We start from the raw sequence: 15,953 nt of genomic DNA on the forward strand, positions 1-15,953 counted from the left end.
ATGACCAAACTGCTAAAAAATATCCTTTTCCTTCTATTGACTTTTGCCACTATGCAATCCGAGGCCGCAAAAATGTCTTCTCTTCAGGAATTTAGATTCGGTAGATTTTCAATTCAGGTTCCAACTTTGTCTGTTGTATCGATTAACGCTAGCTATTTAGGAGTAGACGTAATCGGCCCATCTCAAAAGGAAACGCTTGAAGATTTTCGAAAGCGCAGCGAATCTGAAGCAGCCCATTTCAATGGTGCTCAGATGAGCGTGAACAGTCGGCAACGTGAACTGTATGAATCAGGAGGCATGAATCCTGATGCAGTTTTTGGACAAAAACAACTCGTCTACTCAAATTTTGATACTAGTCTTGCCGAGGCATACCTTGCTTATCATCCGAAGAGCAACACGAGTCTAACGACCTTTAGGCTCTCGAAGATGACGCCGATTGGAACCTTCTCATTTGAACAGGAAAACGGCATCGCAACCGAAGTAAATACGGCCTTTTCACAACTGAGAAAATCAGCGGAAAACTTTAAAGCCTACGAAACCCCAAAAAACATTCCGCAACATGCATTTTGCGTGCAAAACGGATGTTTCGACGACCATGGCCGTCAAGCTGAAAGGGAAAAAGCCGTTTTTATCGCGAAACTAGGCCGGATCCCCGACACTGAATTTAGTGTCAGTACGAATGCTCGCACGCGCTCTGATCAAGACTACAACGACCTTGAAGCGCAAGCGGAAAGTGAAATTCATACTCTCGAAAAAAGTGCTGGTACGGTCTCCATATTACGTCGTGGGAGTCGTACGATTGTCGGGCAGAGTGGATATGAAATAGGTGTCGTCATCAAACCTGCAGATCAGCCACCAAACTATATTTTTGTATGGGCCAGCGCCGGAGTACTTCACGACCCTCTTAAACCGATCATTGACGTTGATCTCCGCATAATGCCGGATAAGATAAAAAGCGGAACGATAACAACATCTGAAGAAGCGGAGTCCCTTTGGGATAGCCTCGTCCAAACCCTCCAGTTGCGATAACGAAGGAACGTCAGGGATTTAGTGTGTGACGTCACCATTATGGAAATGGAGCCGTTATACCACCCAAACCCAAGATACCACCACATAAACAGCCTTCGGTGATCGACCAATTGGCCGCGTTCGAAAGAGCTCTTGGAGCAGCTCAACTAATCTGACAGGCATTTCGTGGAGCACCTGTGTCGACGAGACGGGATAAGTTTGGTACATCGCCGCTAAAACAATTGATAAATGCACGGCAAACGCATCAACAGGCGGTTCTCCGGTATACACCTAGGTGCTGTTTGATTTGAACGCAACGCCGAAACAAGGGAGCGTCGCGCAGGTGCGTTATCATCGCAACGCGGCGCCGAAAGAGCGAGACTCGATTACGCAATGCTCGCTACCTCAAAAATTACTCCTTGCGGCCGTGGCAAAGAGCTCGTCATAGGGTCAGTTTGATCGTCAGGGGTTCGACGAAAACTACGATGTGCGATTGCCTACTATTTACGCAGCAAATAATATATTGTCTGCACCGCCGTGACGGAAGCTGCCAAATGAATTTACTTAAACATATCTTACTGCTATCGGTAACGGCATTTATCACCGCCAACGCGGTTTCCGGCCCCATCAGTTATAACAGTCAGAAAGTCCCATTTGGACGTTTCTCTGTAGATATTCCCAGACTATCTTCGATCGCAAACGATGCTAAATACCTTGGGGTTGACGTTGTGTTTCATCGTGAAAAGCTGACGCCAGCGCAGTTCAAAGAAGAGCAAGATGCGCAGGCCCGTAAATATGAAAACGCTCCGATGCAGGTATCTGCGAGCTCGATGAAGCTTTGGAAGGCTGCTGGATTGAATCCCGACGAAGACTTTGGATCTAAACAATTAGTACAATACCAATACGACCACGCGAATAACGAAGCCTTCATCGCTTACAGGAAAGCGCCTGATTCAAGCGATGCGATCGCACGACTGACAAAGCTGGGGCCAACGGGTGTAGCATCATTCGAAATCACCAACCGTAGCGCTGTGGACATCAACGAATCTTATAACGATATCAGGCGTGCGGCCTCGATGTTCAAATTTGCAGAGAAAGGTAGTCCTCTACCTCTTCACGCCTTTTGCATAAAGGAGGGGTGCTTTCATGACAATGACCACTCTACTGCCAACGAACATGCCGGACTATCCGCGACATTAGGTGGGCATAAGGATGCCGAACTGAGCGTGGAGACCACATCGCGAACGAGCGACGGTCAAACTTTCAACGACCTCGAAAAAGAAACCGAGGGTGAGATCGAGCTTTTGAAGGATGGGGGTGGGCATGTGACAGTGCTTAAACGAGAAAAGAGAACCCTTGTTGGCCAATCGGGATACGAAATTGCGGTAAAAGTCGAAGCGCCTGAGCACCAACCGATTTACATTTTCACATGGGTCGGTGCAGGAGAAACAGGGGATCCGCTCAAACCAGTTATTCAATTCGATCTCCGTATTGATCCAAACACGCATCAGGGAATTAGCACTATTTCCTCGACGGATGACGCGGTACAGCTATGGGAAGCGCTTGTCACTTCATTTCAAGTTCGGTAATAGAGAACAACATCGAGGCGAAATCGCAGCTTGGATTCGGCGTCTGATCAAATTCTCAGAAAAATTGTTGTTCTTATATGAACGCATACCATTGGTAGGTTTTTTGCCTTGCACGATCATGAGACTACGGCAGCGCATAGATTTGGTTCCAACAATAGTTGCGTCTTCGTTATAGCGAAAAAATTTTAAATGTATCACCGTTGAACTACCTGATGCAGCCGATTTGCCTAGCTGGGAAATTGGAGACGGGACCGTGCCAGTATGCTCGGGAGAGGCGCCACTCAAGGACGGAGACGGGAACGTCAAGCAGAGCTTTAGGATGGATGGATTCGACCATCAAGCTTCGTACGATAACGAAAGTGTTCGTTGGTGTACTTTGTACGCTATCGGCAAGATTCTCTCTTCACTCGAATAGTCGAGGAATATGAACTTACTAAGACACGTCACGTTATTGTTATCAACAGCGCTTATCACAATGAATTCAGGTGCGGCATCAATGAACTACAACAGCCAAGAAGTGTGATTTGGGCGGTTTTCGGTTGATCTTCCTAGAATGTCGTTCGTAGCGATTGACGCGAATTACCTTGGCGTGGAGGTCACTTTCCAAAAGAGTGCTCTTTCAAAAGAAAAATTTAAGGAGCAGCAGGACGGGCTTGCTTATGGGTATAAGCAGAACAAGATGCACGTCGATCAGGATACACTCGATCTTTATAAGGGTAGCGGGATCGACCCAGCCAAGGAATATGGCGACAATCGCCTGATTCAATATTCGTTCAATTCGATCAAGGCCGAATCCTTTCTTGCCTATCGCAAAGACGCTGATTCACCAGTAATGATCGCACGGCTTTCCAGGCTCGGCCCGACGGGCGTGTCGGCATTCGAGATCACGAACCGCACGGCTAGCGGGGTTATGGACGCCTACAACGACATCCTTCGCGCCGAAAGAGTTTTCCAGTTTGAAAGTGCCGACGCCACTATCCCGGCGCACGCTTTCTGCGTCAAACAGGGGTTTTTCAATGATGGCGGACGTTCCACAAGAAACGAGCATGCCGGACTGACCGCCACCCTAGGAGGCCAGCAAGATGCGGAGTTGAGTATCGAAACGACGTCTCGAACCAGTGACGACCAAGGCTTCAACGACATTGAAAAAGACGCTGATCGTAATATCCAGCTCTTGAAAGACGCGGGGGGACAAGTAACGGTGCTCAAACGCGGAAAGCGGACGCTTGTCGGACAGACGGGAAACGAAATTTCCGTGAAGGTCGTTGCTCCGGGTCACCAACCAATATACATATTCACATGGGCAAGCGCGGGAACGACGGGAGATCCTTTGAAGCCAGTAGTACAGTTTGATTTGCGCATCGATCCGAACGTACATCATGGCGTTAGCACGATCTCATCAACAGAAGAAGCGGAGCAGCTTTGGGTTATGCTGACTGCGTCATTTAAGGTGCGTTAAGACAGTTGTTTTGCAAATTCGGTAGGTGGGCAAGATGAATCACCCCGGATATGAAGTGACCTTCGAGAGTTGGACGTTGAAGGATTGATTTCTCTTGCTCGCATTCGAGGTTCGGTAGCACTCAGTCCAGCAATTTTCGATTTGATGTGGTGCCCGCTTTATGACATTGTTATGTTGGCGGTGCGATCTAGAAAGCTTATCCAATCGCTTCGGTAACTATAGTATCTGAAGCCTTTTCGGTGCGAGCTAAAGTTTCACTATCTACGCCGGGAGCACAAGTCATCGAATATCTTCGGACCACCACCATGAGCATTCGTGAACTTTGAAGAATGAAGGTCATTCAGTCAGTCATTGACGGTGCTCTGATGCAGTGATGTGCCGCTTAGCAGAGCGCTACTAGTTCGCCAGATCGAGCGTCTGTTTTCTCGTCATGGCCTGAAATGCCCCGCTGGGTTAATCTCTTTCAGGCGCGCGTGTCCGAGTAACCACCAATTGTCGCTTGGACTCACCACGTAGGCCTTGGCCTCGGTCGCGCAACGCTATCTCGACTTCGGTTCTACGTTTGCTTGCGGCGGATTCAACCGGTCACTGCAACACCCCGATATTGATCGTTATAAAATCTGAGGTGTTGTCATGGCGAGCATATTTGGCCCGATGAAGGATGCACGTAAGACCCATATCTGGACTTTATGGCGAGGAAGTGCCTGCAGACGCTGACCAGTGAGGATGAGAAAGAAACTGTGATGATGGTTGTTCCCGATGCCGATGAACTCATGAACAAGGAAATCTGCTATTGAACCGTCCCAACGTGTTCTGGAAGCTGGCTCCCTTTGTTGAAAGCAGTGCGAACATCACGCAGAGTTTCAGTATGACAAAGCCCGATCACAATGGCGCGTACGACAACTTCGAAGTTCGGATGGCCGCACTATATGGAGTTGGGTAGTTGCCTACACTGAAAAATGGCGAACAGATACCGAGAAATGAAAAAGTTTTTATTAGTAGCGGTGGCGTTATTACTGTTAGCTTCATCGGTGCCAGCACTCACGAAGGCGATTAATGTGACCTATAACACGACGAATTATCGCCTCGGACGATTTGCCGTAGATTTACCGCGCGGCTCACAAGTGTCTGTGGCAGGACAATATCACGGTGCCGATGTGGTAGATGATGCAGACATACGCGACTTCGACGCGTTAAAGAACAAGCTCGATCCCTTCGCAGAACAATATCTTCAGACGAAAATGCAGCACAATCTTGACACGGACGAATTGTTTAAGGCCACTGGTTTAGACCCTGCAAAAGAGTTCGGCAATAGCCAGTTGGTGACGTACCAAGCGTATCCTGAACGCGGCGAAATTCTGTTCGGGTATCACCCGACGGCTACCGACGCCACCATAACAATTCACTTATACAAAGTTTCACCAGAAGGGAGCGTCACATTCGCCCAAACGGACCGCGCCATCGATAATCTGGCAGTAGACGCTGCGGCGTTGCAGCGAATGGCATCCAGTTTCAAGATGTACCGTATTGGCGAGAAAGTACCCGCTGGCGCGTTTTGCTTAAAGCAGGGCTGCGTAGATGATCACGGAGCACAGCCTGTCAATGAACAAGCGTCGCTACGTGGCACCCTTGGCGGGCACGAGGATGCGAAGATAAGCATTTTGACGCTAGCGCGAGTTACTGCTGCGATGAAAGGCAGCGACCTCGAACACGAGGCGGACAATCAAATACAGCAGTTCTCCGAGTGCGGTGCACATGTCACTGTACTACGGCGCGGACAAAGATCCATCGCCGGGCAGAGCGGTTTCGAGGTCGCGATTTCGTGTACCAGCAACGATAACCTCGTACGACCTGCATTTATCTTTGCTTGGGTTGCTGCCGGGAAAGTGCAAGATGCAAATAAGCCGATGATTCACTTCAACCTGCGAATTCAACCTACATCTAATGGGCTTTCAACGGTGTCTACGCCAGAGGAAGCACTAAAGCTCTGGGACACGTCCCTGAACTCACTTGCACCGACTTGATCATATACAGCGTCAATGTTTGCAAGCGGCTGCGTCGGCGATGTCTGAGCTCAAGCGCGTTTTCCCTTTGAGAAGCCAGTTTGAATATCGGTGACCGTCCTGGACAACCTTAGCGAGCCCTCGAAATCTTGCTTTCGCCGCAATTTAAGCACGTAACCGATCTGCTACCGTAATGCGAGGCGCCTAGTTATGCATAGCCAGTATGCAATGTGGAAGATTTGGCCTCTCTCATAAAATGTGATTAGATAATGAAATTCCCCGCCGCAGGCGTAGCCCTGGTGATAATTGCTTTCACGCAGCATTTAGCGGCGTCACAAATATCTTCGCCCCTGCAACATCGATTTGGACGCTTCTCTATTGATCTTCCTTCGCTTTCAGTTGTTCGCGTCAACGCTACCTATTTGGGTGTAGAGGTGCGAGGGCCATCGCTGGCTGTCTCGTTGGAGAAATTCAAGGATGGAGCTGACAGCGAAGCCGCAAAGTACGATCAATCCGGAATGAAGGTCGATCAGATTCAAACGGATATTTTCAAGGCTGGTGGACTCGATCCAAACGTGGAGTTTGGCAAAAAGCAGCTTGTTCAGTATCGTTTCGACTCAGTCCGAAGTGAATCTTTTATCGCATATCATCCGACTCCGAGAACCAGTGATACCACGGCGCGGCTAACGAAACTGACCTCTGATGGTATTTACGATTTTGAACAGGCGGACGGTTCAGCGTCAATGCTGAACCAAACCTATGCCGAGTTGACTAATGCATCAATCGCATTCAAGCGGTATAAAGATGCGGATTCGATGCCTGTGCATGCGTTTTGCATTGCTAATGGATGTTTCGATGATGGCGCAAAACAAAACGACCGGGAAACCGCCAAATTAAGTGCGAGCCTAGGGCCGCAGCCTGGTACCGAGCTTAGCATCGTTACAAACGCAAAGGTGCGTGCTGATCAAGACGATAACAATATCGAAACGCGGGCAGATGATGAAATTTTAAACCTGGAAAGAACGACTGGTCATGTAACCGTGCTACGCCGAGGATATCGCTCAATCGTAGGGCAGCGAGGATTCGAGGTAGGCGTTTCCATTGAAAGCCCCGGACGTCCCCCAGCCTATGTTTTCGTGTGGGCCAGCGCTGGCGAATTGCATAATCCCATGAAGCCGATTATTGACTTCGACTTGCGAATCATGCCGACGGAAGATGGCATGAGCATGGTCAAAAAAAGAGAGGAAGCCGAGCATATCTGGGACAGTTTGGTTCAGTCATTCCATGCCAGATAATTAATCATAGTAGCGGCGGGAAAATAGCAACCATGCCTCGTTTTTAAATAGAGTGCCTTACGCGACCCAGAAAGACACTGGCGTTAAAATGCCCCTGCACCTGTTTCGCTCTGTTTGCGGTGATAGGTTGAATCAACTTGCATTGAATAAAATCGGCTACCATGAGGTGCGCAAACTATCAGCCAATCCCTTACCAACGCATGCATGAATAAAAAAGGATTTTCCTGGAAAGAAGTTGCCGTGAAAAAGTGCAAGCCATGGCTTAATATCATGCAGTGAGATGCTGTCGATTCGACAGTTTCTGAGTATGCATCAACCACGCGTCTATCAGGCTAGGCACCTAGCCCTTACGACTGCAATTTATTCATTCATCTCCGCAAAAGTCGGTCAATCCAGATAAGTTGGAAAACGACCGACAACGCCCTGCAACCCTACCCCCCACGCATTTCCACCGAGCGCGCATGCGCCGCCGCCAATGCCGACTTGACGGTCTCGAAGCAATTGCCTGCATCCAGCGCGGCGATTGCGGCAGCGGTTGTTCCGCCCTTCGAGGTCACGTTCTGGCGCAATTGCGCCAGGTCCAACGGCGACTGCCTTGCCATCTCCGCCGCGCCGACGAAGGTCGCGCGAACCATCTGATGCGCGGCCTCTGGTGGCAACCCTAGTTCGATTGCCTGCTGCTGCATCGCTTCCATGAAATAGAACACATACGCCGGGCCGCTTCCGGACAAGGCCGTCACGGCATCCAACGCTTCTTCATTGTCGAACCAGACGACCTCACCGGCCGCTTCCAGGACGAACTGCGCCGCGTCACGGCTGGTGCCCGGCACACCCTCCGGCACATACCCCCCCGTCATCCCCTTGCCAATCAGCGCGGGCGTATTCGGCATGACGCGAATCAAATTCGTATAGCGACCACCCAGCCATTGCTGCAACGATGCCACCGTCACACCTGCGGCAATACTCAGCACGAGCGCATGCTGCAACAAGCCCCCCAACTCACCGGCCACCCCTTCGAGCACTTGCGGCTTCACCGCCAACACGATCACATCGGCGGCGCTGACTGCCTGACGCGCCGCGTCATCCGCCAGCGATTCGCTGACCGGCGTACCGAAATCGGATGTGGTCCGTGCGCGCGCTTCCTCGTTACGATCGACGACGTGGATTGCGCTCGCCGGCTGGCCTTGCTTGAGCAAGCCGCCGATCATCGCGCTGGCCATGTTTCCGCCGCCGATAAAAACGATATTCATGCTGTCTTTCCTGTTTCGAGAAATCATTGGAATCGCGTGATTGCAAACGGTCGCAGATCGATCGTCGGCGCTTCATCGGCGACAAGTTCCGCCACCAGACGACCGGTGGCCGGGCCGCACGTCAGACCGATATGGCCATGACCGAATGCATAAATCAGATTACGCGCACGCGGTGAACGATCGATCACCGGCAACGAATCCGGCGTGCTAGGACGGAACCCTAGCCAGCGACGGGGCATGCACGGTGCGTCGATTTGCGTTGTCTCCGTACTCGTATTCCCCTTGCCGCATGGCGTATTAATCGACGCGGCATCGCGCGGCGCGGCGTCGACCCGGCTCTCCTCCCAGGTGGCAATCTTGCTGATCGTCGGCGCCAGCGCCGGATACATGCGCGCCAACTGGCGCGCGAGCAGATCGGTACGACGCCAGTTCGCAGGCGCTTTCAAGCCGGCCAGCTCGACGGTCCCCGCCGCGCGCACGCGCCCGGCCATCGGTGTGGCGAAAATTTTGGCTTCGGCCCACAACGTGGGAATCCGGGGTCCGATCGGGGCCAGGTCCTGCGGCAAGCCCATCGCCTCCATCGCCCCGACTACCTCGTCCTGTGCCGAAAACGTCTTCCCTTGCGCACCTGAGGCTACCGGTCCAACACCTTGCACCTCACGCCCCACGTCGGCGGGCATCGGCGTCCCATGGGGAATCTCGATATGATAGCCTCGCTCGGTATCTAGCAACACCCGATCGCCCACACCACGCGCGAGCGCTCCGGACCACGCACCGGCGGCCACGACGATCGTATCGGCATCCGTGGCAATCACGCCGGTATCCGTCTCCACGCCAATGGCACGGCCGTCGCGCATGGCAATGCCCCGCACGTTCGCACGCAAATACGTGCCGCCGTTAGCAAGCACATGTCGTGCGATATGCCGTGCGTAAGCGGCAGGATCAATGACATGCCCGGTTTCGCCGATGTAACGCGCGCGCAGGAACTGATCGGCAAGGTGCGGCTCCCGGGCGCGCAATGCGTCACGATCGATGTCCTCGACGACGACGCCTTCCGCAATACGTCGCTGCATCGCATCGATGTCACCATCATAGGCCGCCTGCGTGCTATACGCGATCAGATGGCCGGCCGAGCGCAGCAGGTGGCCCGCGCCCACGGCCTGCGCGAGCGCCAGGCTTTCGCGCAGTGCACTCCCGGCAAGCGTGCGCAGCGCCGTCACATGATGGGCGACCCGCGCCGCATCGGCCGCGGCAAGGAAACGTATCAACCACGGGAGCATGGTCGGCAGGTACGCCGGCCGGAGCACCAGCGGCCCATCGGGGTCCAACAGCCAGGACGGCATTTTCTTCAGCACGCCGGGCATGGCCACCGGGATAATCGATGAGGGGTTGATGCAGCCGGCATTGCCATGGCTGGCGCCGGCGGCCACTGCATCGCGATCGATCAATGTGACGCGATAGCCTGCCTGTTGCAGATGATAGGCGGTGCAGACACCAACAATTCCGGCGCCGACAATGGCCACCGACTGATTTCTTTGCAGCATAATCCAGACGCCATCGTCGCTACAGCGTGCAAACGCCTGGCCGCCGCGACGGGAACAATGAAACGGTGAATGTCAGAACACGCGCCAACGTGTCAGTGTTGCCGGAACCGCTCCAGAGGCAACGTAGCGCGCGGGTTGTTACAGGCGCCGAAGAGGTGCTTCAACGTCCCGATTGCCACAATTCTACCCTGGTCCACAACGCAGCCCCGGGTTCGATGTCGGCACAGCCAGACGGCGGCCTTGGGGCATGTATTGCTTGCAACGCTTCGGAGTCCAACGAAAGATCGTATCTTCATCGATTGTCGATGACACCGCTTCGTCGCCTCCACGCGATGTCGGAACACGTCACCACCGGTTTTGGTTGCGCGGACTATTTTTTTGAGCGACGATTTTCGCGCGCCCGCCGCCCGCTCCCCTCTGCCTCCCTTGAAACCATGCCTCCGCCTCCACCCACCATGGATCCCCACGCCCCGAACGTCCCCTCCGGCACGTATTACCACGCCAAGGCCGTCAACACAGAGGATATCCCGGTTATCGATATCGGCGGCCTCGTGGCGGGTCAGCCCGGCGCGCTTGACGCAGTGGCGGCGCAAGTGATGGAGGCAGCCCAACGTATCGGCTTCTTTTACATCAGCGGCCATGGTATCCCCGTGGAGGTCACGACGCGGGCAACCGCGGCGATGCGGGATTACTTCGCGCTGCCCCCAGCGGTGAAAAGCAAGCACCCCGTGAATACCAGCCAGTGCGGCTGGATGGCGACCGGTGTTGCGCGCCTGGAAGGCTCGAAAACCCATGACTTGAAAGAGATCTTCTTCTGGGGCCCGGAACAGTGGGCCGACCGACTGGCCGCACGCAAACGGGCCGATTCGTTGATTGCCGATAACGTCTGGCCCGACGAGGATTTTCCAAGGCTGCGCCAGGACTTGATCCCGTATTACCTGGCAACGCAACAGGTCGGTCACGCGCTCCTATCGGCGATTGCCAAGGGGTTAGGCCAGGACCCGGCGTTCTTCTCGCACCGCTATACATCGCCGATGGCGCGCGGCCAACTCGTCTACTATCCCCCCTCCACCCCTGCTGATGAACGCGAGGAACGCTTCGGTTCCGCCCCGCATACCGATTTCGGCGTGCTGACCTTGCTGTTGCAGGATGCCAATGGCGGACTGCAGGTGCGCAACCGCCATGGCGAATGGATTGCGGCGCAACCGATAACAGGGACGTTGGTGTGTAATATCGGCGATTTACTGCACCGCTGGTCAAACGCGACATTACGCTCGAATCTCCACCGCGTGATCAATCGCTCCGGCAACGCCCGGCATTCCCTGGTCGTGTTCTTCGATCCGGATCCTGACGCCGTCATCGATCCGTCGGATCTCGGCTTCCCTGCCGGCCGCGAGACCTACCCGCCGGTGACGACGTCCGACTATATCCACGGCAAGAACCGTAAGAACTTCACGCAATATGGGGCGGTGAAATGAGCCAGGTAATCTCAAAAACCGCAGGAGATACACACGATCTTCCAATGAAATCGGCCCCTGCTCCAGCCAAGGAGGACGCATCTTCAGTGGGCGTTGCGCGTCCACCGCTGCGCGTTGGCCTTGCCGGCTTTGGTGCGGTGGGCCAGGACCTCGCTCGCAGACTGCTGCGGGGCGATCTGCCGGGCGCGGTGCTCAGTGCCGTCTGCGCAAACCGGCTCGACGCCGCCCGCGAGCGCCTGGATGCACTGGACGACGTGGCGGGCGCCGGTAAAACGGTGCCTGCGATGCGCCTGGATGCGATGCTGGACAAGGTCGACATCGTCTGCGAATGTGCCACCGCGGAATCCTTCCCCGCCATCGCTCGGGCGGTGGTGAGCGCGGGAAAGACGATGATCACCGTCAGCGTGGCGGGCTTGCCGAACACACCGGACCTGATGGACCTGGCGTTGCGTCATGGCGGCCGCATCCGCGTGGCCAGCGGTGGCCTGCCCGGCCTCGATGCGGTACGAGCGGTCAAGGAGGATGGCATCGACACCATACGGCTGAAGACAACCTTTCGTCCCGAATCCCTTGCTCATGAGCCATTCGTGCGCGGCTTGGGATTCGATTTCGGCAGTGTGCCTGCTGCATCGGTGCCGAATACCAAAGTGTTTGCCGGCACCGCGCGAGAAGCGGCCGCCGCATTTCCACGTCATTTCAATGTCGCCATCGCGCTGAGCCTTTGCGGCGTTGGCTTCGACAAGACCGATGTCGAAGTGTGGGTCGATGGCGCCGTCGAAGGCGCCGTGCAAGAAATCGACGTCAAAGCTTACGCCGCCGACTTGACGCTGATCAGTCGCAATCGCCCCTCGCGCAATCCGCGCACCTCCCGAATCGTCGCGCCAAGCGTGATGGCGGCGCTGCGAAATTTTGTCGATATCCTGCAGGTCGGTTCGTAAATCGGCCATCTCGGCGCCTGTCCGAGCGCGCCAGGCTCGTTTCGCGATCATGGAAATATCGAACGTTCGTTCTTCAGGTTTCGGGAAACACGCCGTTTACCTCATCAGGACGGGCGAAAACGTACGGTCGTTATGCGACATATCGCCTCTTTCCAGCAAACCGACCGGGATGACGCGTATGTGGCCCTTCGCTCCAGATGAAGTCCGTACCGTGATGGCAACGCTCGACGCCATCGAATGCACCGTTCGAGAAGTACCCGACGATCAATCGGTACTTAACGACCATATCTACAATCTGCTCGGCTTGATCGAGATGGTGCGTAGTGCCGCCACCGAAGAGTGGAAGATCAGCGAGAACGTCGATGCTCTGACGATGCTGGTGTCGGAAATCGATACCCTCGTGCAACAGACGGATATCGTCGCGCGCCGCGCCTCGAATGCCGCGCATGGCGGCGGCGTGGGCCGCCCGATTTACCTGATGCTGGCGGAACTACAGTTTCTGTCCAGCCGCGCCAGCGATCTGATGCTGGCCGTTGCACGCGTCGGCGACGGTATCGCGCACGACTGATCGGCCCTTTGCGCCACGGCGCAGGATGCCCCGAGCGGGACACCGTGCCTCATGGCGCGGCGGTCATTACAGCACTGTCTCAGCACGCAATCCGGCGCCGAGGGAACCGGCCGTGCCCACACGCTCGTCAATTCGACCGGCCTGTGCCAACAGGGCATCCAGTTTCTGCTCGAGGCGTAGGTTCGACGCCGCCACGAGATAAAGAATGCAGAAGAAATTCACAAGCGGGATCACACAGACGATTGTCCACACCGTCACGTGACGGCCTTTGTCTCGCGCAATAAAGCCTCCGACCACCGCAAACGCCAGCGATGTGATCAGCAGGGAAATGAGCGAGGACAGGGTTTCGGGGGTCATCGGTGGCTCCATTACAAGTCATGACGGAAAGCACGGCCCAACATGCGGGGGCGCTTCACTTAGGTGGGCCAACATCGTGCAAGTTGCACTGATCGTCGCCTTACGTTGACGTTACAGTATCCCCGCTGTGACAACGTGCCGCAAGCGCAATATTCAACGATGCAAACTGCATTGCGATAACCCTGGCGAATATCCGTTGATCGTCGGTTAATTCGCTGGCATCCGCTATCGGCGTTTTTGATGCCAAGTCAATTGTCTGTATAATTAAGCGCTGTGGTTGATGGAAACGGCAATGACTTGCCGCGCCATACATACACCGCGACGGGCATCGCCGGTCGGCGTACGTGTGGCAACCATCGCCAATCGGTCTTGTTTGTCGCGCCGGATGGTGCTTTAACGCCAGCCGCGACACGAGCGGGACCATTGTCACTCACCTGTACCGCGTGAGACGCCCGTCCGTGAATTGATACGGGCGCATGCTCGGTACGCCACTTGTTCAGCGCTGCAATAGCCGCGACTGGACTGTCGTCTGCAATGCAGGCGGTGAAGGGCCAGCGGAGACACTGGCAACTTCTCCGAAGTGCGGCTTCAGATCGTGCTCAATCGTTCGTCAACCCTCGATATGTCGCGGGTCAGGCCACGCTTGGCGTTATCGGCTCAGCATCGCCATTCGCCTCGCGCGGCCCGTGCTTTGCCTTATGTCGAAACCGGTTCCACGGCAGTAGCGCCCCCACTATGAGGCGTTGCCGCTGATGCGCAGTACCGTCATGCCATCGTGCGGGACAAACAACGGCCATATGTGCCGTGGTTTCGTTCATTGCCGATCGCGTGGCACGCCCGTGCTCGTCCATTGCTCGCGAATGCGCGCCTTGCCGAGTGTGGCCTCGCTCGTCCCGAATTGTCGTGACGCGTCCTGGAACCCCAACACGGAGTTATCTCGCTGATGTCAGCTCATCAAGACCACACGCTGGACCGGTCGCACGCCCGGCCCGCGCGCAACGCACAACATGCACGCCCGAAGCAGGCGTCCACGCAGCGGCCGCAGCAAAACACCGCTGCCGTGCCGCGCGGCGTGCAACATGAACCCGCCGTCCGCGTCGGAATACTGGAACGTATCGGTATGCCGCGATCATTGGCCGTGGGCTTTGTCGGCCTGCTGCTGTTCATGATTGGCGATGGCGTGGAAGCCGGCTACCTCGCACCGTTCCTGCATGGCCACGGCGTCTCGAACGCGAAGGTCGCCCTGCTGTTCACGATCTACGGTGTGACGGTCTCCATTTCATCCTGGCTCTCTGGCGCGCTGTCCGACCTATGGGGCCCGAAGCGCGTAATGACGATTGGCCTCGCGATCTGGATGGTGTTCGAAGTCGTATTCCTCACCGCCGGTGTGCAAACCCAAAGCTATCCGATGATGCTGCTGGCCTACGCGGTGCGGGGTCTGGGCTATCCGTTGTTCGCGTTCGGCTTTCTGGTCTGGATCGCCGCCGCAACACCGGCGCGGCAGATGGGCTCCGCGGTGGGGTGGTTCTGGTTCGCCTTTTCCGCGGGCCTGCCAACGCTCGGGTCCCTGTTCGCCAGCATCGCGATCCCGCTGATCGGCCAGATTCAGACGTTCTGGGCGTCGCTGGGTCTCGTGGTCGTAGGCGGCATGATCACATTGGTGGGGTGCCGTGACAAAGCTGGAATGGTTCGCATGGCCAATCCGGATACGCACCCGGTCAAGGTTGTTCTCGGCAGCGTCACCATCCTTTGGCGCGAACCGAAGATCGCCATGGCGGGTGTGGTGCGCGCGATCAATACGTCGTCGGAATACGCATTCCTGGTGATCATGCCGGCCTTTTTCACGAAGGTCATCGGCCTGACGCTCGAGGATTGGCTGCACCTGTTGTCGATCATCTTCCTCAGCAATATCGTCTTTAATCTCGCATCCGGCATGATGGCCGACCGCATCGGCTATCGCCGCGTGATCGGGTTTGCCGGCGGCATCGGATCGGCAATCAGCGTGCCGCTGCTGTATTACATGCCGTTGTTGTTCAAAGGCGATTTCACGATGATCGCCGTGTTCGGCGTGTTCTACGGCGCAACGCTGGCCTGCTTCGTTCCGCTGTCCGGGCTCGTGCCGCAGTTGTGCCCGAAGGAGAAGGGCCCGGCTTTGTCGATCCTTGGCCTGGGTGCCGGTATCAGCGTATGGCTGGGCCCCCTCGTGGTGACGTTGTTTCAGGATTCGATCGGGATCGGCGGCGTGATCTGGGTGTTCTCGGGCATGTACCTCATCTCGGCCGCCCTGACTTTCTTCCTCAGCGTGTCTCCGGAGGCGAAGGCGTATGCCGAGCAAAATCCCGATGAAGCAGGCGCACCCTCGCTCGCTCACTAAACGGTCTTAGCCTGCCCCTTGCCGAGCGCGTTCCAGCGCTCGCGCCACCACGGATGAGGCGATGCATGTGCCATGAATCATCCGTTGGTC

Annotated in this window: 12 protein-coding genes; 9 read left to right on the forward strand and 3 right to left on the reverse strand. The window is 55.5% G+C overall.

The features are described 5' to 3' along the window. The 5 genes from SJQ66_RS13905 to SJQ66_RS13925 all read left to right on the forward strand — a co-directional run bounded on the left by SJQ66_RS13905 (window position 1) and on the right by SJQ66_RS13925 (window position 7,354). Window positions 1-1,029: a T6SS immunity protein Tli4 family protein gene (locus tag SJQ66_RS13905; RefSeq protein WP_253464229.1), complete on the forward strand. Its 1,029-nt coding sequence runs from the start codon at window positions 1-3 to the stop codon at window positions 1,027-1,029. Between the two features lie 533 nt (window positions 1,030-1,562). Then, entirely contained in the window at window positions 1,563-2,597 is a 1,035-nt protein-coding gene (locus SJQ66_RS13910) for a T6SS immunity protein Tli4 family protein (protein ID WP_320534899.1), read from the forward strand. Window positions 2,598-3,150: 553 nt separating this feature from the next. After that, a complete protein-coding gene (locus SJQ66_RS13915; RefSeq protein WP_253464232.1) occupies window positions 3,151-4,056 on the forward strand; it encodes a T6SS immunity protein Tli4 family protein in 906 nt (301 codons plus the stop codon). Between the two features lie 980 nt (window positions 4,057-5,036). After that, the gene (locus SJQ66_RS13920) at window positions 5,037-6,080 is read left to right on the forward strand and encodes a T6SS immunity protein Tli4 family protein (protein ID WP_320534900.1); all 1,044 of its coding nucleotides are present in this window, start codon (window positions 5,037-5,039) and stop codon (window positions 6,078-6,080) included. A 248-nt stretch (window positions 6,081-6,328) separates the two neighbouring features. Further along, a complete protein-coding gene (locus tag SJQ66_RS13925) occupies window positions 6,329-7,354 on the forward strand; it encodes a T6SS immunity protein Tli4 family protein (RefSeq protein WP_320534901.1) in 1,026 nt (341 codons plus the stop codon). 431 nt (window positions 7,355-7,785) lie between these two features. Here the strand turns inward: SJQ66_RS13925 and proC are convergent, their stop codons facing one another. Beyond that, window positions 7,786-8,604, reverse strand: coding sequence for a pyrroline-5-carboxylate reductase (gene proC / locus SJQ66_RS13930; protein ID WP_320534902.1), 819 nt, complete (start codon window positions 8,602-8,604; stop codon window positions 7,786-7,788). 23 nt (window positions 8,605-8,627) lie between these two features. Continuing rightward, entirely contained in the window at window positions 8,628-10,148 is a 1,521-nt protein-coding gene (locus SJQ66_RS13935) for an NAD(P)/FAD-dependent oxidoreductase (RefSeq protein ID WP_320534903.1), read from the reverse strand. A 305-nt stretch (window positions 10,149-10,453) separates the two neighbouring features. On the opposite strand from SJQ66_RS13935, the gene SJQ66_RS13940 reads away from it, so the two are divergent. The 3 genes from SJQ66_RS13940 to SJQ66_RS13950 all read left to right on the forward strand — a co-directional run bounded on the left by SJQ66_RS13940 (window position 10,454) and on the right by SJQ66_RS13950 (window position 13,132). Beyond that, window positions 10,454-11,626, forward strand: a complete 1,173-nt coding sequence (locus SJQ66_RS13940) for an isopenicillin N synthase family dioxygenase (RefSeq protein WP_320534904.1) — start codon at window positions 10,454-10,456, stop codon at window positions 11,624-11,626. Between the two features lie 44 nt (window positions 11,627-11,670). Beyond that, window positions 11,671-12,564, forward strand: a complete 894-nt coding sequence (locus tag SJQ66_RS13945; protein ID WP_024905012.1) for an aspartate dehydrogenase domain-containing protein — start codon at window positions 11,671-11,673, stop codon at window positions 12,562-12,564. Window positions 12,565-12,742: 178 nt separating this feature from the next. Then, entirely contained in the window at window positions 12,743-13,132 is a 390-nt protein-coding gene (locus SJQ66_RS13950; protein ID WP_320534905.1) for a hypothetical protein, read from the forward strand. A gap of 66 nt (window positions 13,133-13,198) precedes the next feature. Here SJQ66_RS13950 and SJQ66_RS13955 read toward each other — a convergent pair whose 3' ends face one another. Next, window positions 13,199-13,489, reverse strand: a complete 291-nt coding sequence (locus SJQ66_RS13955) for a hypothetical protein (RefSeq protein WP_157685730.1) — start codon at window positions 13,487-13,489, stop codon at window positions 13,199-13,201. Between the two features lie 943 nt (window positions 13,490-14,432). On the opposite strand from SJQ66_RS13955, the gene SJQ66_RS13960 reads away from it, so the two are divergent. Next, window positions 14,433-15,863, forward strand: a complete 1,431-nt coding sequence (locus SJQ66_RS13960; protein WP_201779123.1) for an MFS transporter — start codon at window positions 14,433-14,435, stop codon at window positions 15,861-15,863. The last annotated feature ends 90 nt before the right edge of the window (window positions 15,864-15,953 follow it).

This window comes from Robbsia andropogonis (genome assembly GCF_034047095.1).
Classification (GTDB): Bacteria; Pseudomonadota; Gammaproteobacteria; order Burkholderiales; family Burkholderiaceae; genus Robbsia; species Robbsia andropogonis.